The organism is Bacteroidota bacterium (genome assembly GCA_039111535.1).
In the GTDB taxonomy this organism is placed as follows: domain Bacteria; phylum Bacteroidota; class Rhodothermia; order Rhodothermales; family JAHQVL01; genus JBCCIM01.
Genome location: JBCCIM010000133.1, coordinates 1 through 18,785 on the forward strand (window position 1 = coordinate 1; position 18,785 = coordinate 18,785).

The following is an 18,785-nucleotide window of genomic DNA, read 5'->3' on the forward strand; positions in this document are numbered from 1 at the left end:
TCGTGTCAGAAATCGCGAAGCTGTTGCACTTAGTGGAAATTCTGGCGAGATTACGACAGGGCCACATTTGCATGTCGAAATATGGCATAATGGACTCGCCCAGGATCCCCGTTACTTCTTCGTGGGTTGGTAGACTGAAGACTATCGTTTCTGAGCTGTACATCCCTCGCTGTACATCTTGTTGAGCATCTCATGTAACAGGGTGCAATCTGTTCATCTCAGCTTGCACATTCTCCATCGAGCACCTGTTTTGATGTGCATGTATCTTGCGTCCTTGGGATAACGCTATTCAGTGATGAAATTCCGAACTGACCTGCATGTCGGGGGCAGTTCTCAGACGAAAAATTGTAAACAGCTATTATGGCTTTATTTGGAAATAAAACAGAGAATATGGCAAGGAATCAAGGTAATAATGGACCCGGTGTTCCCCAGATCAACATGATCGTAGAAGGGACAGTGTTTGAAGGTACGCTTCGTTCGGAAAATGATTTGCGCATCAGCGGTCGTATTGTTGGTAAGCTTCATGTTGGCGGCAAAGCTTTTGTTGCGCCAGGTGGTGTAGTTGAAGGCGAACTTATTGCAACCAATGCTGAGGTTGCCGGCAGTGTGCAGGGCGAGCTTCGCATCAAGGAGCTTTTGATCCTCAAAGGATCAGCCCGCGTTGATGGCAACATTGAGGCTGTGCGCCTGATTGTAGAAGAAGGGTCAAGCTTCAACGGCAAGTGTCAGATGACCAAAGATGCCGGAAAAGCAAAAATGCACTCTGTGAATCAGGGTAACAACAAGGGCAATGATGCCAAGCGCATGGCAGCGGGCCAGGGTTGATCCCTGTCCCCTTTGTCAACAGCGTTTAAGTATATGCGCACATTTTGTCTACAACAGTCCGCTAGCTAGTGGCGCTGTTGGTCGAGACGCAGGCGCGCAATGGTATTGCCGAATGGTGCTGTTTCCGTTTTGAAAAGCTCTTCTCCCAAAGCAAAAAAGAAACGAAGCTCTTCCAGCTGGATAAGCGGCATGGGCGGGGCGCAGAAGTACATGGGGCTTGGTATTCAGGCCGGTGTGTCGGTAGGGTTCTATCTCGGGATGGGGCTTTTGCTGGACAAGTGGCTCGGAACCCTGCCCTGGTTGACCCTGGTGGGGGCCTTTGTGGGTGTGATCGGGATGTTCTTTCTGTTCCTCCGCATGAACAGGGAACTGGATGAGTCCAGCCGGCAAACGGAAGTTGAGAATGAAGCTGAGGGCCGGGTCGAGCAGGTAGACTGATATAGGTTGCTACGCATATCGCCTTTTTGTTGCTGCTTTCATTTAGAATTCACTGTATTGGGCCATTCCGGTGGGGGCTTTCTGCCAGCTAATGCGTTCAGTAAGCGGTTCTTGAACGGGGAAGATCTAGTTGTTACCCGTGCAAGCTCGTGACCATCTCAAGCAAGCTTTGTGACCATGATGCCAGAAACTTGGCTTAGCCTTCTTTTGGGTTTGGGTGTTGGTAGTCTGTATGGCCTGGCTTTCTTTTTTACAGCCTCTTTTGCCAACAAGTTTGCAGACAACAGATTTCTGTTGATTGTATTTGGCGGGATGCTGGTGCGAATGGCCCTCATGCTGATTAGTGTAGCCGCTGTTGTGCTGTTTGTCCCTTCGATTGATGTATTTGTTTTTGTTATCGCGCTCGTTGCTGCTGTATTGCTGAGCCTTGCCGTTGAAGTGTGGGTACTCTACCGCCGCGTCAAGGTCGCCTCCCAAAAGGGACAGCAAACACCAATGTGAAAATAGATTGACGATGAATATTGCCGCGTCAAGGTTTTTAATAGATAAATTGTTGAAAGGAGCCTGCCTGTTACTCCTGCTCGTATTTGCCGGCGCAAGTACAGCCCTGGCAGCAGACGAAGAGACGGGTGATCCTGACGCCGTGGGGCACTCTGCGGATGGCTACTACTATACAATTCCCTGGTTTAAAGATGGGGGTAAAGTTGTAAACGTAGAGCTTCCTCGACTTTTCCTTATTAAGCAAGATGCGGGTGGCTATCGCTTTGACGCGTTTGGTTCGTCTAAAAACGCCCTCAAATACGGCAACTACCAGGTGCTGGATGAAGAAGGTAATGCATTTCCGGCGGCTAAAGTGGAGGAGTTCATGGTCGATGCGCACCATCCTTACCTCTACTATCCTATCAAGCCGGCTGATGGCACGGTTGCGGTCGACTTTTCGATTACACGCCAGATTATGTTCGTGTTAATCTCGGCCTTGATCTTGGTGATTGTGGTTATGCGTCTTGCCGGAAAGTATAAGAAAGGCATCGGGCGTGACGTGGCTCCGAAAGGTACCTGGCAAAACATGATGGAAGTGATCATTGCCTTTATCCGCGATGATGTCGCCAAGGTTGCCATCGGGCCCAAGTACAAAAAATATGTGCCTTATCTGCTTACCATGTTTTTCTTTATCCTGCTCGGCAACTTGCTCGGGTTGGTGCCATGGGGCGTAACGGCTACGTCTAACATCATGGTGACGGCGACGCTCGCTATCATGACGTTTCTTATCACACAGTTTTCTGGAACCAAGGACTATTGGAAGCACATTTTCTGGCCACCTGATGTGTCCGTGCCGATCAAGTTGATCCTGATTCCTGTTGAATTCCTGGGCATCTTCACCAAGCCGCTGGCGCTCGCATTCCGTCTGTTTGGCAACATGGTGTCGGGTCACCTCGCAATTGTAAGTATCATCGGTCTGATTTTTATCACGACGGCCAAGCTGGGTACGGGCGCAGGAATCTTCTTTGTATTTGTTAGCATGTTAATCGTGGTCTTTGTCTTCTTGCTGAAAGTGTTTGTGAGCTTTGTGCAGGCATACATCTTTGTCATGTTGTCTGCCGTGTTTATCGGTATGGCAGCGGCGGAGCATCACCACGACGACCATGCACATGGTCACGATGACGCCCATCACGCAGCGGGTGAGCCGGAATTGGCCGGCGCCTGATGCGCGAATCCGTCAACAAGTTTTTTTACTCCTTATAATATCACTACAGAAAAAGGTAACGAAGAGATATGGGTAACTTAGGTTTAGCATATATTGCCGCAGGTTTAGCAATGTTTGGTGCTGTCCTTGGTGCTGGAATTGGTATCGGCCGGATCGGTGGATCTGCCGTTGAAGGTATTGCACGGCAGCCCGAAGCAGGTAACGATATTCGTGGCACCGCTTTGATCCTTAGCGCGTTTATTGAAGGTGTTGCGATTATCGCTGAGATCCTCGCATTCCTCTTCTTCTTCATCGCGCAGCCATAGTTCAGTACAAATAAGTTGTAGTGACCTGCCCCCACATTGTACGTCATTGTGTGCAGGTAACCGTTTTATTTCATCTGAACTCAGCAAAGAACGATGTTAGCAACATACATATTATTGCTGCTTGCTGAGGATACGCCCACGCCATCTCTGCTCAAAGTAGAGCCGGGATTGGCTTTCTGGACCGTTGTTGCTTTTGGTATCGCGTTTGGAATTCTTTACAAGTATGCATGGCCGGCCATTACGACCGCCATGGAGACGCGCGAAGAAAAGATAACCGAATCCATGGAGCGCGCTGAAAAGGCGCTTGCAGAAGCAAAGCAAATTTCAGCAGACAACGAGAAAGCACGCCGCGAAGCGGAGCAGGAAGCCCAGCGCATCCTGCGCGAAGCTCGCGATGCCTCCGAGCGTTTGCGTGCTGACGAACTCGACAAGACCCGTGCGCAGATCAAACAAGCTCAGGAAACAGCTCAGGCTGAGATTGAGCGGGAAAAACAATCTGCCATCGAGCAGTTGCGCGCAGAAGTAACCGAGTTGGCAATCCAGGCAGCAGGGAAGATTCTCCAGGAAAACATGGACGGTGACCGTCAGCGTAAGCTGGTGGACAAGTTCATCGACGATCTCCCGAAAAATTAAGTTCAAGGTTCAAGGCACTGTTTGCAGGCCTTGAACCCGAACCTTGATCACAGAACTACATGAGTTTAACCGTAGCACGGCGATATGCGCAGGCATTGTACCAGGATGCACTGCAGAAAAATTGCGTAGATCGTGTGGACGAAGATGTATTGATGATCCAGGAAAGCATCAACGGTTCTCCGGAGCTGGCGCGCTTTTTCCAGGATCCGATATTGACGGCTGATAAGAAAAATTCAGTTGTCGATGCGCTCTTTACTGATCGTGTGCATGATGTGACGCACGCTTTGTTAAAGCTTCTTGTCGCCAAAGGAAGAGAAGGCTTGTTTGAGCAAGTTGCCACGGCTTACATGGCCATGCGCGACACACAGCAGGGGATTGTAGAAGCCCAGGTGCGGGCGGCGTTGCCGCTCAGTGCAGCAGACGAGCAGAAGATCACAACGGGCATTGAAGCGATGACGGGCAAAAAAGTGCGTCTGAAAGCTACGGTGGACCCTGAAATTCTGGGTGGTCTGATTATTCGTGTTGGAGATACCGTGTATGACGGGAGCGTTTTGCACCAATTGGGCACTTTGCGTGGCCGGCTGGAGCAGAGTACAATCAGCGCCAACTAACGCGGCAGCAATACATAAACGGACACACCGGCGTGTCCTTTTGATTATTTACGCAGGCACGTGTGCGTGCCTCATTGAAACTAAGTAGCGTAAAAAACACGCTACATCAGCATAAAAGATCTTATGGCAACGGCGATTCGACCTGATGAAGTCACAGCAGTGCTCAAGCGCGAGCTAGGCGGCTTCGAGTCTGGAACTGATGTTTACGAAGTAGGAACCGTGCTCCAGATTGGAGACGGTATTGCTCGTATCTACGGCCTTACCAACGTGCAGGCTGGTGAACTCCTTGAGTTTCCAAGTAGCGGCGTGACCGGTATGGTACTCAACCTCGAAGAAGACAACGTGGGTGCGGTACTGTTTGGCGAAGTGAATTCTGTGAAAGAAGGGGACGAAGTGCGCCGCACCAAGCGTATTGCGTCTATCGATGTGTCTGAGCAGATGCTTGGCCGCGTTGTTGACGCCCTCGGTCGCCCGATGGACGGTCAGGGTCCGATTGCCGGCGAGAAATACGAGATGCCACTTGAGCGCAAGGCGCCCGGGGTACTCTACCGTGAGCCCGTTACCGAACCACTGCAGACGGGTATCAAGGCCATCGACGCCATGATCCCGATTGGCCGTGGCCAGCGTGAGCTCGTTATTGGTGACCGCCAGGTTGGTAAAACTGCCGTACTGCTTGATACCATTATCAACCAGAAAGCTACACACGATACAGACAAGCCGGTTTTCTGTATCTATGTCGCCATCGGCCAGAAAAACTCTACCGTAGCCACTGTAAAGCGCACGCTCGAAGAGTACGGCGCAATGGACTACACGGTTATTGTTAATGCACCAGCTGCTGCGCCTGCGCCACTTCAGTTTATCGCGCCGTTTGCCGGCGCCTGTATCGGCGAGTTCTTCCGCGATACCGGCCGCCACGCACTGGTTATTTATGATGACCTTTCGAAGCAGGCTGTAGCGTATCGTCAGGTATCACTCCTGCTGCGTCGTCCGCCGGGTCGTGAAGCCTACCCTGGAGACGTATTCTATCTCCATAGCAGACTCCTCGAGCGCGCTGCCAAAATCAACGCAAGTGATGTGGTAGCATCTGACATGAACGACGTGCCTGATTCGCTTAAAGGTAAAGTGAAAGGAGGCGGTTCATTGACAGCCCTGCCTGTAATTGAAACCCAGGCCGGCGACGTTTCTGCCTATATCCCAACCAACGTAATTTCTATTACCGACGGACAGATTTATCTGGAAGCCGACCTCTTCAACGCCGGTGTGCGTCCTGCTATTAACGTAGGAATCTCGGTGAGTCGTGTAGGAGGTAACGCCCAGGTTAAGGCGATGAAGAAAGTAGCAGGTACGCTGCGTCTTGATCTTGCCCAGTTCCGTGAGCTCGAAGCCTTTGCCAAGTTTGGTTCTGACCTCGATGCTGCCACCCAGCGCCAGTTGGCCCGTGGTGAACGCCTCGTTGAAATCCTGAAGCAGGGCCAGTATCAGCCCGTAGCTGTTGAAGACCAGATTTCGATCATCTTTGCAGCAACAAAAGGCTTCTCGGATAAAGTACCAGTTGATAAAATGAAAGACTTCGAGAAAGAATTGCTCGAGCGCCTTTCGCTGAATCACGCAGACGTAATGAAAACGCTGCGCGAAACCGGTAAGCCAAGCGATGAGATCAATGCAACCATTCAGAAAGCTGCAGAAGACCTCGTTAGCGTTTACGAAAATAGCTAGGGTTTGCATAAAGTAAAAAACAGAGCCAAAGCCGTATCCTGAGCGAATGCGAGGGATCTATTTTGTTCGGTTTGATAACTAAGACAAAGCCTAAGAGAACCGGTGCGTAAGCACTACACGTTTCTCACAGCCTGTTAACATATTTACTACTGATTTGAATGGCCAGCTTACGTGACATTAGAAAGCGGATCTCCTCTGTGAAAAACACACAGCAGGTGACACGCGCTATGAAGATGGTTGCCGCCGCAAAGCTCCGTCGCGCCCAGGAAAACATCTTCCAGACGCGCCCTTACGCTTACAAGGTTGGCGAAATCATCAGTCACCTCAAACGCCACATTGACCCAACTACGCACATGTTGTTCAACTTGCGCGATGTTGTCGACAATGTGTTGCTGATTATTGTTACGGCAGACCGCGGGTTGGCCGGCGCATTCAATGCCAACGTAATCAAGCAGGCAGAACAAACCATCCGCGAAGAATACGCTGACATTCACGCAAACGGACAGCTGTTCTTGATGTGTGTTGGCCGGAAATCGCACGAACACTTTTCAAAGCGCGGCTATCAGCTTGTTGGTGATTACCGCGGTGTGTTCAACGACCTGACTTTTGATAGCGCGCAGGACATTATCAAACACGCTATCGAAGGGTATGTGGAAGACCGCTGGGATGTTGTTCAGGTTGTCTACAACGAGTTTAAGAACACCATTTCCCAGAACCGGATTGTTGAACCCATTCTCCCGATCCCTAAAGAGCAGTTCATTACGCCTGTAATGGAACGCGACGTAGAGCACTTTGCGAAGGAAAAAGAAGGGGTGGCTGTTGATTACCTCTTTGAGCGAGATGCTGAATCCATTCTCGAAGTATTGCTACCACGCTACCTGAACTACCAGTTCTGGCGTGTATTGCTCGAGTCGAATGCCGCTGAGCAAGGTGCGCGTATGGTGGCCATGGATAACGCGACCTCAAACGCAGAAGACCTGATCCGCGACCTGAAACTCATCTACAACCGCGCCCGTCAGGATGCGATTACCAAAGAGCTGATCGAAATCACCAGTGGCGCAGATGCGCTGGAAGCGGGTTAATTTTAGGATTGTCGATTTTCGAATGCCGATTTTCGAATGATCTATTTATTGCGCTTGGCAGTTTTGCGTGATGCTGTGATGATGGCTGTGATTTGGTTGGCTTCGTACTTTAGCTCGTAGAATTTGGCGTTTGCACATAGACCAGTTTCTTCTAGCATTTCAAGCCAGAATAACGTTTCGTCCGCCTCTTCTTCTACTATTGCAAGCTTGGCGATAAAAGCAGCTTTTGATTGGGCCTTACAAGCAGCTCTATAATTTGCTGCTACGGATGTCGCAGAACGTAGCAACTGGTTTCTGATGATTCGCGATATCTCTTGCCGGCCGAGCGTGCTGGAGAAGCGAATAACTTCAACCGCAAAATTTTTAGTCCGCTCTTTCATACTGTCGTATTTATTTGATACAAACCACAGCATAAAAGACGAAGATTTGGGCCCGAGATAACCCTATTACAAAAAAATCGAAAATCGGCATTCGAAAATCGACAATCCCTCAAGGTCACTCGAAACTCGGCACTCACAAAGGCGTTCTAGATCGCCTTAAGACTAATTTTGACCTTCAGTCAACCCTCGGAGAGGTGGGTGAGTGGCTGAAACCACCGGTTTGCTAAACCGGCGTACCTCGATTAGGGGTACCGAGGGTTCGAATCCCTCCCTCTCCGCACAGGCCTTTTCATTGCGAAAGGGCCTTTTTTATTTTATGCCGTTTTGCTATCAATGCCTGGTAGGTGCAATGTGTCAGGGCGGGGGTAAGGGAACGGGCAGTTTCCCGTGTACTACATACAGTAGGATGCCCGGATTGTCTGCGTTTATACCGCAGGGTATACCACTTCCTACTGCGACCCGTTCTATTGGCACTCGATTTGCGAGTGTATTGCATCCCCCTTCTCCCCACATCTTTTCCCAGTTTTTATGTCACCTCGGCTCTTCTTCCTATCGTGCCTGTTGCTCCTTATGAGCAATGCGGGATCCATCTATGCACAAACAAACACCAACCTTGACGCCCATATTTGCGTAGTGGACCAGGCTGCCAGCCAGCCGCTTGCTGATGCCACGGTGCAGGGACGCGTTGAAGGTGAGGTGTGGCAAACCGGACTCACAGGAAGTGACGGCTGCGTTACGCTTAGCATTGTGTTGCCCGTTGGCATTGAAGACGAAAACGGACTATTACAGGCATTTCGGGTAGATGATGTTTACCCGAACCCTTTACATGGCCGGGCTGTGTTGCCGGTGGAAACGCAAAGTCCCGTCAGTCTCATTCTCGATGTATATGATGTTCAGGGTCGGCTGGTAGTACCGGGTGAAGCGTTTACAGCGCTACCAGGTGTTACTGCAATTCCAATAGATTTATCAGCCTTGCCGGCTGGACTTTATCTCTACCGGTTGTCAGACGGGAGCAGTGTGCATGCTGGCAAGCTCGTAAACCTTGGCCCTGTAGGAGGCCGTGGCAATACACCTGTAGTTACGGGCCGGCGCGGTACGCGGCTCAACAGCCTTGCAAGTGTACAACGCATCGAAATTCAGGTTGAGAAAACCGGATATGAAACCGTGACGATGGAGGCAGATGTAACAGCTGGCCAAACGATAGAAATCCCACTCGAAACAGCCGGCGGCTCAAACGAAGCGCCGGAGATTGTTGCGCAGAACGATGTATCCCTCGTCGAAGGTGACTCGTTGCAACTCACCTTGTCTGCAACGGATGCTGACAGTGATCCGCTGTTGTGGTCGGTTGTGCTGACCAAAGCAGCCGGCGGTGAAATACCATCCCGCTTTTTCTCGTTTACCGATACCGGTGACGGCACGGCCCAATTCAGCATCAATTCGATTGAAGGCGATGCCGGCACCTATACCGTGGGCATGAATGTGACCGATGGCAATGTGGCGGTGACCGACTCCTTTTCTGTGTTTGTCAGCTCAGGCTCGGATACGACGATGACCCCCATCAATGACCTGGGGACAGGCACGTATCTTGGGTATGAAGGCGGCCTTTATCCAAATGGACTAAACGAAGCGCCGGCGATGCACCACGTGGCTGGATTAGGCTTTGGCAATGGCATTGAACCGCTCAACGTAAACGGACAGCCCGATCCGAACGGCAAATACATTTTGATGTCAATCGGCATGTCGAATACGACCCAGGAGTTTTGCTCGCAAGATGCAAACTTCCCGTGTGACGCGTGGACTTTTATGGGACAGGCAGCAGCGGATCCTGCAGTGAATACAACAAATCTTGAGATTGTCAACGGCTCGCGCGGCAGCCGGCCGGCAGACGATTGGATCGATCCCCAGGACGTAAATTATGAACGCGTGAAAAATGATCGGCTGGATCCTCAGGGCCTGTCGGAAGCGCAGGTGCAAATTGTCTGGGTGAAAGTAGCCAACCCGAGGCCGCAAATTTCATTGCCCGACCCGGCTTCAGATGCATTCCGTTTGGAAGCACAGTTGGGACAAATTGCGCGTGCACTCAAGGTTCGCTATCCAAACATAAAGCAGATTTTTATTTCAAGTCGTATCTACGCCGGCTATTCAGCAGGCATCAGCCGATTGAATCCGGAGCCTTACGCGTACGAGTCAGGTTTTGCGACAAAATGGGCGGTGGAAGCGCAGATCAATCAAATGGATGACGGCACAGAAGATGAACTGACCGGTGACCTGAATTACAACACCGTGGCACCGTGGATGGCCTGGGGGCCTTATATGTGGGCTGACGGCGCCAATCCACGCAGCGATGGCCTCTTCTGGGTACCAGAAGACTTTGCAGATGACTTTACCCATCCCGATCCGCCGGGTGAAGAGAAAGTAGGTGCAGCTTTGCTTGAGTTTTTCAAGACCTCACCGTATACCCAATGCTGGTTCGTCGCCGGCGGCGTCTGCGAGTAAGGTACGCCTCTCCCAACTTACTCGGCTTGACCCCGTCCACACTGCGTTGCCCGATTTTTCTCTCCGTCACCCCGGACTTGATCCGGGGCCCAGAAAACGTGGGCAGTACTTGCGTACACGATTCTACCTCAGGCGTCGGGATGACGCAGTTGGTGGTGTGATTACACGAAAATCAACACTTAAATCCAAATCCCCTCAAGAGCCCATCAAGCGCAAAGTGGAAATGTTGTCAGGCCATTAGTATCCTTAAGTTACAACGTCCACCAACTGGCCGGGTGATATGTCGCGATTGTACAGTAGTTTTCCTCGCCAGGCAACCTCGTTTTATCGCAGATACTATGGCCGCTATGCGCACCGGTTTCGGGTATCCCAGCACTCTTGTTGTAAGCTTTGCTGTCTGTCTACTACTGGCCGGCTGTAACCGTGGTGAGGGATTGCCAGACGAAATTGGGTTTAACAAACATGTCCGCCCGATTTTATCAGATAACTGTTTCAAATGCCATGGCCCGGACGCGAATACGCGTGAAGGAGACTTGCGGCTTGACCTGGAAGAAGATGCCAAGATGGTCCGTGATGGCTATCAGGTAATTGCAGAAGGATCTGCAAAAGAAAGTGAGTTGATGCGCCGCATCAAACTGCCGGCTGATCATGAAGACTTCATGCCGCATGAAGACGCAAACAAGTCGCTGACGGAGCGTGAAGTTGCCCTGCTTGCCCGATGGATTGACGAAGGCGCGATTTGGGAGCCGCACTGGGCCTACATGCCGCCCGAAAAGCCGCCGCTTCCAGACTCCCGCAACGTTCGCAATTATGAACACCCTGTAGATCGATTTGTGGCAGCTACCCTGAGTGAATTCGGCCGCGCTATGTCATCACAGGCTGACTCGGTGACGCTACTGCGCCGGCTCTATGCTGATGTTGTCGGATTGCCTCCCACCTATGCGCAAGTTGAGTCATTCCTAGGAGACAAACGCCCGGATGCATACGAAAACGTTGTAGATGAGTTATTGGCTTCACCCCATTTTGGCGAACGCTTAGCGATCTCATGGTTGGATGTTGTGCGATACGCGGATACAAACGGATTCCATACCGATGTCCACCGCAACATCTATCCGTATCGGGATTACGTCATTCAGTCTTTCAACGACAACAAACCATTTGACCAGTTCACACTTGAGCAATTGGCCGGCGACCTGCTGCCTAACCCAACCCTGGAGCACCGCATCGCCTCCGGGTTTAACCGGTTAAATCAAATCACCAAAGAAGGTGGGGCACAGGACAAAGAGTACCGCATCAAATATGCTGCTGATCGCGTGCGCGCCGTGTCAGCAACCTGGATGGGCGCAACCGTTGGCTGTGCGGAGTGCCACGACCACAAGTTCGACCCCTATACCGCGCAGGACTTCTACAGTTTGAGCGCCTATTTTGCAGATATTCAGGAGAAGGGCATCTACAGAAACAGCCCGTATGTCCCGCCAGAAATGCCCGTACCGCCACCAGCGCTGGCAGACTCAGTTGCTGCGTTTGATTCGCTGTTGGTTCGCACGCACAGCCAGTTGCAGGATTCAACCCGATTAGGTGAAGCAGAAGTGAGAAGGCTCCGCCGGCAATTGGAAATAAACAGCGCGCTTCGTGATACACTTGTAAAAGATATGCCGGCTACGCTTGTGACTGTACCCGTCCCCCCACGTGAGGTCCGTGTGCTGGGCAGGGGTAATTGGATGGATACATCCGGGGTCGTGGTGTTGCCGGCGACCCCTGCGTTTTTGCCGGCGTTGCTGTCGGTATCGGAGGGCCGAAAAACGCGTGTTGATCTGGCAAACTGGCTGGTCCATCCCGAAAATCCGTTAACCGCCCGTGTTTTTGTAAACAGGCTCTGGAAACAGTTTTTCAACAGGGGACTTACGCGTGTCCTTGATGACCTGGGGTCGCAGGGTGAACCGCCGACCCATCCCGAATTACTCGATTGGCTGGCTGTAGAATTTGTTGATAGCGGTTGGGACATCAAACATATGGTGCGCACCATCGTGACCTCGCAAGCTTACCGGCAATCTTCGATGGTGTCTGACGACAACTGGGATCCAGAGAACAAATGGGTAGCACGGCAAGCGAGATTTCGGTTGAATGCAGAGCTGGTGCGTGACAATGCGCTTGCGGTGAGCGGTTTGCTTTCAAAAAAGGTAGGGGGCCGAAGCGTGCAGCCTTACCAGCCAGAAGGGTATTGGGCCAATATCAATACCTTTGGTGTGCAGGGGCCGGGGACAACCTGGCGTGCTGAAGAGAACGAAGAGCAATACCGGCGGGGTGTTTATACCTACTGGAAGCGAACGTTTTTGCATCCGGGTATGCTGGCGTTTGATGCGCCTACGCGACAGGAAAGCGAGGCTGAGCGCGCATCCTCCAACACGCCGGCACAGGCGCTGGTATTGCTGAATGATCCAACCTATGTAGAAGCCGCCCGCGTTTTTGCGGCGCGCATGCTCGCAGAAGGCGGAAGCACCCTGAATGAGCAGATTGGATGGGCATACCGCGAGGCATTATCGCGGGCGCCACGGAATGAAGAACTAGATCTTTTACGTGATTTGCACGCCACACAGCTGGCAACGTACGAGGCTGATGAAGCCGGCGCTGTGCAACTCATCAAAACAGGGATTGCACCGGTAGATGAAAATGCGCCGGCGCAACTGGCGGCTGCAACTGCGGTTACCCGCGCCATCTTTAATTTGCACGAAATGATTACCCGCTATTAGGGCTGCTTGTCCAACACCGTCTGGAGAAGACCATGAATCCAAGAGAACTGTTTTCTTTACACGAAACCCGCCGGGAGTTTCTCAAGCGCGCCGCGCAGGGGATGGGTACGATGGCATTGGCATCCATGCTCAATCCGGCAGATGCTTTTGCTGCGCCATCCGGTGACCCGCACCCTGCGATGCGTTTTGCGCCCAAAGCCAAACGTATCATTTACCTGTACCAGGCCGGCGGCCCCTCCCACCTGGAAACATTCGATTACAAACCAGAACTTGCCCGGATGCACGGTGAACCCATGCCGGCGTCGCTAACTGCAGGCCAGCAAATTGCGCAGTTACAAGGGCAAGAGCTTGTGTGTCTTGGGCCGCAATACGGGTTTAAGCGCTGGGGGAAATCAGGCCAGGAGATCTCAGAGAAATTCCCGCATATCGGGGGGATTGCAGATGATATCTGTATTGTGCGTTCGATGCAAACGGAGCAAATCAACCATGATCCGGCGCATACATTTATGAATACCGGCTCGATTATCCAGGGCCGGCCCAGTATGGGCGCATGGTTGACGTATGGGCTGGGCGTGGAAACAGAAAACCTACCCGGGTTTGTGGTACTGACTTCTGAAGGCGGCGGACAGGCACAACCTATCGCAGCGCGGCAGTGGCACAGTGGCTTTTTGCCCGGACAACATCAAGGTGTGCGGTTTCAATCAGCCGGCGACCCTGTGCTCTATGCAACACCGCCCGACGGCGTTTCACTGGAAGGACAGCGGTCGGTTGTGAATACGGTGCAGGGCCTGAATGCGCTACAAAACGACTATGTGCAGGATCCGGAGCTCTCAACACGGATCAGTCAGTACGAGTTGGCATTCCGGATGCAAATGAGTGTCCCGGAACTGGTAGATTTCTCGGGTGAGCCAGACTATATCAAGCAACTTTACGGCACGGAAGGCGCAGACGGTACGTTTGCTTCCAACTGTTTGCTGGCCCGCCGGCTCGCGGAGCGTGGTGTGCGGTTTATCCAACTCTACCACCGCGGCTGGGATCACCACGGCAACGTGAAAGGTGGGGTAGACACCGTTTCGAAATTGGTGGATCAGGCTTCCGCAGCGCTGGTGATGGACCTCAAACAGCGCGGCATGCTCGAAGACACGCTGGTGATTTGGGGCGGAGAATTTGGCCGTACCCCGATGGGACAAGGGCAAAAAAGAGATGGACGCGATCACCACATCAAAGCTTTTTCCCTGTGGATGGCCGGCGGTGGTATCAAGCCCGGCGCATCATATGGCCGTACAGATGACTTTGGCTACGACGTTGCCGAGAACCCCGTACACGTGCACGACCTGCACGCAACCATCCTGCGCCTGATGGGCATGGACCACGAAAAGCTAACCTACCGGTATCAAGGTCGCGACTTCCGTCTTACGGATGTAAGTGGCCATGTTGTGCGCGATATTCTTGCGTGAAGTAGAGTGTCGATTTATGTCGAATCGTCATGCCTCAACTTGATTGGGCATCCACACGGATGGCAGCAGTATTTAAACAAGCGTCGATAGCCATGCCTGTGGATCCCCAGTCAAGCTGAGGATGACGGGTGAGATGGTTGCATACAAATGCAGTGTCCCTTCTCCGTCAATCCGGCAACGCAAATGCCACATAGGCATCACTGGACGGCGTACCCATTTTACCGCCGCCGGCAGCAATCACAACGTACTGCTTGCCATCAATCGCATAAGTAGCCGGCGTGGCATAGCCACCTGCCGGGAGCTTATGTTTCCACAACTCATCTCCCGTCTCCTTGTCAAACGCACGGAAGTACTCGTCTTGCGAGGCACCGATGAAAATCAGGTTGCCGGCTGTAGCCACTGGTCCGCCGTAGTTCTCCGTACCTGTCTTAGGCATTCCCTGTGCGGTTAATTCTTCAAATTCACCCAGCGGCACACGCCACAAGAACTCACCCGAGTTGAGGTCGATCGCGTTAAGCGTACCCCACGGTGGTTTGACGGCCGGGTAGCCATCCTCATCAAAAAACCTGTTATAGCCACGATGACCGTATTTGATTACGGGTGCTTTGGCGATACCTGTGCCGCGGGCCTGTTCGTCATCAAACAGATACCCCACGACGGTTTCGATTTCCGCCGGCTCAAGGTGGGCGAAGCCCGGCATGCGTCCGCCGCCATTTTCGACAACCAGCTTCACTTCGTCGCGGGTTTTGCGCTCAGCTATATCCAGTAGCGCAGGATACCCCGGTGCACCCTGCTGGCCAAAGCCGTGACAGTTGGCGCAGTTGTAGTAGTAAACCTGTTGGCCTACTGAGAAATTAGACATCTCAGCTTCCGGGTCAATTTTGCGCATTTGCTGCACCCACGCCATCTCGTTGCCATTCACGTACATGACGCCAGAATTGGGGTCGTGGGCAGCACCGCCCCATTCACCGCCGCCGTCAAAGCCGGGGTAAATGATGGTGCCTTTTACACTGGGGGGGATGAATTGTCCGGTAGCCGGATTTAGTTTGGCGAGGCTATCGCGGATGGTCGCTGCAATTTCAGGTGAACGGGTGGTGACGTCTTCGGGCAGGAAGGATTGCCGCGCAAAAGGTGCCGGCTTTGTGGGGAGCACTTGTGTGAGCGAAGCCAGTTCTCCTTCGAGCTCCGATACAGGTACATTCAGCACCTCCAGTGGGAAGAGCGATTCCCCGGTTTCCCGATCCAGTACAAAGACATGGCCCGATTTAGTAATCTGGGCAATGGCGTCAATTTTTTTACCATCGCGCTCGACGGTGAGGAGGTTTGGTGCAGCCGGCAGGTCGCGGTCCCAAATGTCGTGTTTGATGACCTGGAAGTGCCACTTCCTTTCCCCGGTAGCGGCATCAAGGGCAACGATCGAGTTTGCGTACAGGTTGTCACCATGCCGGTTGCCGCCCCAGAAGTCGAAGGAGGCAGAGCCCGTTGGCAGGTAAACGATGCCGCGTTCTTCATCGAGGCTCATCCCGGTCCAAACATTGGCACCGCCCAGCGTTTCCCATGCATCCGTTGGCCACGTATCGTACCCATGTTCTCCCGGGTGTGGGATGGTATGGAAAATCCACGCGCGTTCACCCGTTCGAATGTTATATGCGCGCACGTGTCCGGGTGCAGCCGGGTGTTCTTCCGCCACACGGCCACCGACGATGTACAGGTCTTTGTAAACGATGCCCGGCGTATTGAGCGACCAGAAGGTACCGGTAGGATCGCGGTCCAGTCCTTGTCGGAGGTCGACGGTGCCATCGCCACCGAAATTCATGTCGGGTTTGCCTGTTGTTGCGTCAATCGCGTAGAGGTCGGGGCCGACGCCGAAGAGGATGCGTGCGTCTGTGCCGTCAGTCCAGTAGGCAACGCCGCGAGATACGCCAAACACGCTGGGTTCGCCGGCTTCTGCGTAAGGATCAAACACCCACTTTTCCTGACCCGTTGCTGCATCAACGGCAAACAGCTTGAATTTTGGTGAGGCGCCATACATCACGCCATCTACGATGATCGGGTTGAATTGGATTTGTGCAGATTGTCCGGGGGCCACATCGCCGGTATTGTAGGTCCAGGCCACTTCGAGTGTGGTGACGTTATCCCGGTTGATCTGGTCGAGTGAGGAGTACTGGCTGTTGTGCTTGTCGCCGCCGAAGGCCGTCCATTCAACATATTCCTGGGAGGAAGATGGTTGGCAGGCAGTGAGTAAACAAAAGCAGGCAATACAGCAAAGGCGGGTAATGTGCGACATGAGGGTGCCGTTTAACGGAGGGATTTCAGGGTGTTCAATTTTTTCTAGTGTACGGTTTCGAATAGAGCTTTGTCAACTTTTTTGAAAGGCATGTAAACCGCATCCCATAAAGAGGTGTCAATGCTTGCAGGAGATATGGTGCCGGCAAATTGTCAACTTCCTGTAAAGAAAGCCCTTTGCATAACTGGATGGGAAGCTTAGGGAGAAACCAAACGCCTCAAATTTGATCCATAAAGTAGGGCATTCCATCTCCCGGTTTTGTATGCTCCAAGCGTCGTTTTTCTGAAACCCTGTTGACCCAATTGCCCATCATGGTTAGACCCATTGTTGCCTGTCTTTTACTGATCCTGGCCATCCCTGTAAATGTATTTGCTTATGACGATCTGGTTGAGGATGACTCAACGGCGCAAAAGGCAGCAGAAACGGGGCCATGGCGCATCGATTTGGTTGGACGGCTAGCAGCTGCGCAGACAGGAACACAAAACTGGGCAGAAGGAGGGGCAAACACATTAACGTCTACTCTGGCACTGGAGTCTAAAATCATCCACACCGGAGCACGCTGGACCCAAACGCACGAAAGCAAGCTTGCGCTAGGGACACTGAAGCAAGATACGCTGGCCTTCCGGAAGGCAACGGACGAAATTCGGATTCGCTCGTCGTTTGAGTACAAGGGGGAAGGTGTGTTTCAGGATATGAAGCCAACCATTGCCAGCGACATCAGTACGCAGTTTGCAGCCGGCTTCAACTACAAAAAGAATCCGTTGGAGGGGCAGGAGCAGACGCCAGCAAGGGTGTCACACTTCTTTGCGCCGGCCACCTTCCAGCAGACGCTAGGGTTTACGTACAGCAAAAAAGAAAACTTCAAGCAACGGCTGGGTGTGGGTGCCAAGCAGACGGTTGTCCGCATCGATGAAATCCGCCAGTTGCACAACATGGATCCGGACCAGTCCGTGCGTTTTGAGGTAGGGGTAGAGTCGCGCACGCACATCGACCAGGAGCTGTTTGAGAATGTGCGATTGAAGTCCTCACTAGGCTTTTTTGCGGCCTTCAATAAGCCGGATTTGCCGGACTTGTTGTGGGAAAATGAGGTGGCGATGCGGGTGAACAAATTCCTCGGCGTACGGATGGAATTCAAGGCCTTATACGACCGGGATGTGACGAACGAATTGCAGCTGAAAGAGGCACTTTCACTTGGTTTGACCTACGATTTAATTTAGCAGAACCGGACTCGGAATCGTGCGTACAACGGCACATTCTACAGGAGATGTCTCCTCAGGAGGGGTGGCAGAGTCTGGTTGATTGCACTGGTCTTGAAAACCAGCGTGCGTGCAAGCGTACCGGGGGTTCGAATCCCTCCCCCTCCGCTTTAACCTGTTGCGTGTTTCGCAGCAGGTTTTTTTGTTTTAATGGATCCGGATAAAGCTTGCTTTCGCAGGATCATTGTGTAAGCTTCCCCGATAAGCTCCCATGAGAAAGTAGCAGAAAATGCATACTTTCCATTATGAAGAGATCCCGATTTAGCGAATCCCAAATCGTAGCAGCCCTCGCCAGAAATGAGCGTGGTGAAAAAGTAAAAGACTTGTGTCGTGAGCTCGGCATAAGCGATGCCACCTTTTACAATTGGAAAGCCAAGTATGGTGGCATGAGTGTAAGTGAACTCAAGCGCATCAAAGAGTTGGAGGTAGAGAATGCCAGGCTGAAGAGGATGTACGCTGAGTTATCGCTGGTTCACCACGCACTAAAAGACGCAGTCGAAAAAAAGCTCTAAGCCCTCACGAGAAAAAGATGCTCGTTACCCACATGAACGAGGCCCATGGAGTGAGTATTCGTCAGGGCTGCAAAGCAGCAAGCCTCCCGCGCAGCACGTATCGCTATAAACGAAGACCAAAGAATGATGAGGATGTAATTGATGCGCTCAACAAGTTAGTCGACAAACATCCAGCAATTGGCTTCTGGCAGAGCTACCACAGGCTTCAAAGGGCAGGCCATGCGTGGAATCACAAACGCGTGTATCGTGTGTATACGGCCTTGGGATTGAATATCAGGCGCAGAGCCAAGAAACGGTTGCCAGCGCGTGTAAAGCAACAGCTCTTTCAACCA

Annotated in this window: 18 protein-coding genes and 2 tRNA genes; 17 read left to right on the forward strand and 3 right to left on the reverse strand. The window is 52.3% G+C overall.

Annotation, left to right across the window (positions count from 1 at the left end; genetic code table 11):
- A partial coding sequence (locus AAF564_18155) for a M23 family metallopeptidase (protein MEM8487481.1) occupies nucleotides 1–133 on the forward strand: 133 nt, incomplete at its 5' end.
- 257 nt (nucleotides 134–390) lie between these two features.
- Nucleotides 391–825, forward strand: a complete 435-nt coding sequence (locus AAF564_18160; GenBank protein ID MEM8487482.1) for a polymer-forming cytoskeletal protein — start codon at nucleotides 391–393, stop codon at nucleotides 823–825.
- Between the two features lie 65 nt (nucleotides 826–890).
- Here AAF564_18160 and AAF564_18165 read toward each other — a convergent pair whose 3' ends face one another.
- Entirely contained in the window at nucleotides 891–1,016 is a 126-nt protein-coding gene (locus tag AAF564_18165; GenBank protein ID MEM8487483.1) for a hypothetical protein, read from the reverse strand.
- On the opposite strand from AAF564_18165, the gene AAF564_18170 reads away from it, so the two are divergent.
- The 8 genes from AAF564_18170 (at nucleotide 1,015) to atpG (ending at nucleotide 7,315) form a co-directional block, all read left to right on the forward strand.
- Nucleotides 1,015–1,263, forward strand: coding sequence for an AtpZ/AtpI family protein (locus AAF564_18170; protein ID MEM8487484.1), 249 nt, complete (start codon nucleotides 1,015–1,017; stop codon nucleotides 1,261–1,263). The two genes, AAF564_18165 and AAF564_18170, sit on opposite strands and share 2 nt — an antisense overlap.
- Nucleotides 1,264–1,440: 177 nt before the next feature.
- Nucleotides 1,441–1,764 carry a hypothetical protein gene (locus AAF564_18175; GenBank protein ID MEM8487485.1) on the forward strand — a complete coding sequence of 108 codons (324 nt, stop codon included), beginning with the start codon at nucleotides 1,441–1,443 and terminating at the stop codon, nucleotides 1,762–1,764.
- 52 nt (nucleotides 1,765–1,816) lie between these two features.
- A complete protein-coding gene (gene atpB, locus AAF564_18180; GenBank protein MEM8487486.1) occupies nucleotides 1,817–2,968 on the forward strand; it encodes a F0F1 ATP synthase subunit A in 1,152 nt (383 codons plus the stop codon).
- Between the two features lie 68 nt (nucleotides 2,969–3,036).
- A complete protein-coding gene (gene atpE, locus AAF564_18185) occupies nucleotides 3,037–3,273 on the forward strand; it encodes an ATP synthase F0 subunit C (protein MEM8487487.1) in 237 nt (78 codons plus the stop codon).
- A 93-nt stretch (nucleotides 3,274–3,366) separates the two neighbouring features.
- Entirely contained in the window at nucleotides 3,367–3,906 is a 540-nt protein-coding gene (gene atpF, locus AAF564_18190; GenBank protein ID MEM8487488.1) for a F0F1 ATP synthase subunit B, read from the forward strand.
- A gap of 59 nt (nucleotides 3,907–3,965) precedes the next feature.
- A complete protein-coding gene (gene atpH / locus AAF564_18195; GenBank protein ID MEM8487489.1) occupies nucleotides 3,966–4,517 on the forward strand; it encodes an ATP synthase F1 subunit delta in 552 nt (183 codons plus the stop codon).
- Nucleotides 4,518–4,640: 123 nt separating this feature from the next.
- On the forward strand, nucleotides 4,641–6,233 hold the full coding sequence (gene atpA, locus AAF564_18200) for a F0F1 ATP synthase subunit alpha (GenBank protein ID MEM8487490.1): 1,593 nt from the start codon (nucleotides 4,641–4,643) through the stop codon (nucleotides 6,231–6,233).
- A 158-nt stretch (nucleotides 6,234–6,391) separates the two neighbouring features.
- A complete protein-coding gene (gene atpG, locus AAF564_18205) occupies nucleotides 6,392–7,315 on the forward strand; it encodes an ATP synthase F1 subunit gamma (protein ID MEM8487491.1) in 924 nt (307 codons plus the stop codon).
- A 41-nt stretch (nucleotides 7,316–7,356) separates the two neighbouring features.
- Here the strand turns inward: atpG and AAF564_18210 are convergent, their stop codons facing one another.
- On the reverse strand, nucleotides 7,357–7,728 hold the full coding sequence (locus tag AAF564_18210; protein ID MEM8487492.1) for a four helix bundle protein: 372 nt from the start codon (nucleotides 7,726–7,728) through the stop codon (nucleotides 7,357–7,359).
- A 155-nt stretch (nucleotides 7,729–7,883) separates the two neighbouring features.
- Here AAF564_18210 and AAF564_18215 point away from each other — a divergent pair.
- The 4 genes from AAF564_18215 (at nucleotide 7,884) to AAF564_18230 (ending at nucleotide 14,398) form a co-directional block, all read left to right on the forward strand.
- A tRNA-Ser gene (locus AAF564_18215) sits at nucleotides 7,884–7,973 on the forward strand.
- A gap of 292 nt (nucleotides 7,974–8,265) precedes the next feature.
- Complete coding sequence (locus tag AAF564_18220; GenBank protein MEM8487493.1) at nucleotides 8,266–10,191, forward strand: T9SS type A sorting domain-containing protein; 1,926 nt, start codon at nucleotides 8,266–8,268, stop codon at nucleotides 10,189–10,191.
- Between the two features lie 347 nt (nucleotides 10,192–10,538).
- The gene (locus AAF564_18225) at nucleotides 10,539–12,941 is read left to right on the forward strand and encodes a PSD1 and planctomycete cytochrome C domain-containing protein (protein ID MEM8487494.1); all 2,403 of its coding nucleotides are present in this window, start codon (nucleotides 10,539–10,541) and stop codon (nucleotides 12,939–12,941) included.
- Nucleotides 12,942–12,973: 32 nt separating this feature from the next.
- On the forward strand, nucleotides 12,974–14,398 hold the full coding sequence (locus tag AAF564_18230) for a DUF1501 domain-containing protein (GenBank protein MEM8487495.1): 1,425 nt from the start codon (nucleotides 12,974–12,976) through the stop codon (nucleotides 14,396–14,398).
- A 166-nt stretch (nucleotides 14,399–14,564) separates the two neighbouring features.
- Here the strand turns inward: AAF564_18230 and AAF564_18235 are convergent, their stop codons facing one another.
- The gene (locus AAF564_18235) at nucleotides 14,565–16,685 is read right to left on the reverse strand and encodes a PQQ-binding-like beta-propeller repeat protein (GenBank protein ID MEM8487496.1); all 2,121 of its coding nucleotides are present in this window, start codon (nucleotides 16,683–16,685) and stop codon (nucleotides 14,565–14,567) included.
- Nucleotides 16,686–16,996: 311 nt separating this feature from the next.
- Between AAF564_18235 and AAF564_18240 the strand changes: the two genes are divergently transcribed.
- From AAF564_18240 to AAF564_18250, 3 genes are all read left to right on the forward strand, one after another.
- Nucleotides 16,997–17,902, forward strand: a complete 906-nt coding sequence (locus AAF564_18240) for a DUF3078 domain-containing protein (GenBank protein ID MEM8487497.1) — start codon at nucleotides 16,997–16,999, stop codon at nucleotides 17,900–17,902.
- Between the two features lie 58 nt (nucleotides 17,903–17,960).
- Nucleotides 17,961–18,049, forward strand: a tRNA-Ser gene (locus AAF564_18245).
- A gap of 137 nt (nucleotides 18,050–18,186) precedes the next feature.
- Nucleotides 18,187–18,453 (forward strand): transposase, encoded by a 267-nt coding sequence (locus AAF564_18250; protein ID MEM8487498.1) that lies wholly within the window; start codon nucleotides 18,187–18,189, stop codon nucleotides 18,451–18,453.
- The last annotated feature ends 332 nt before the right edge of the window (nucleotides 18,454–18,785 follow it).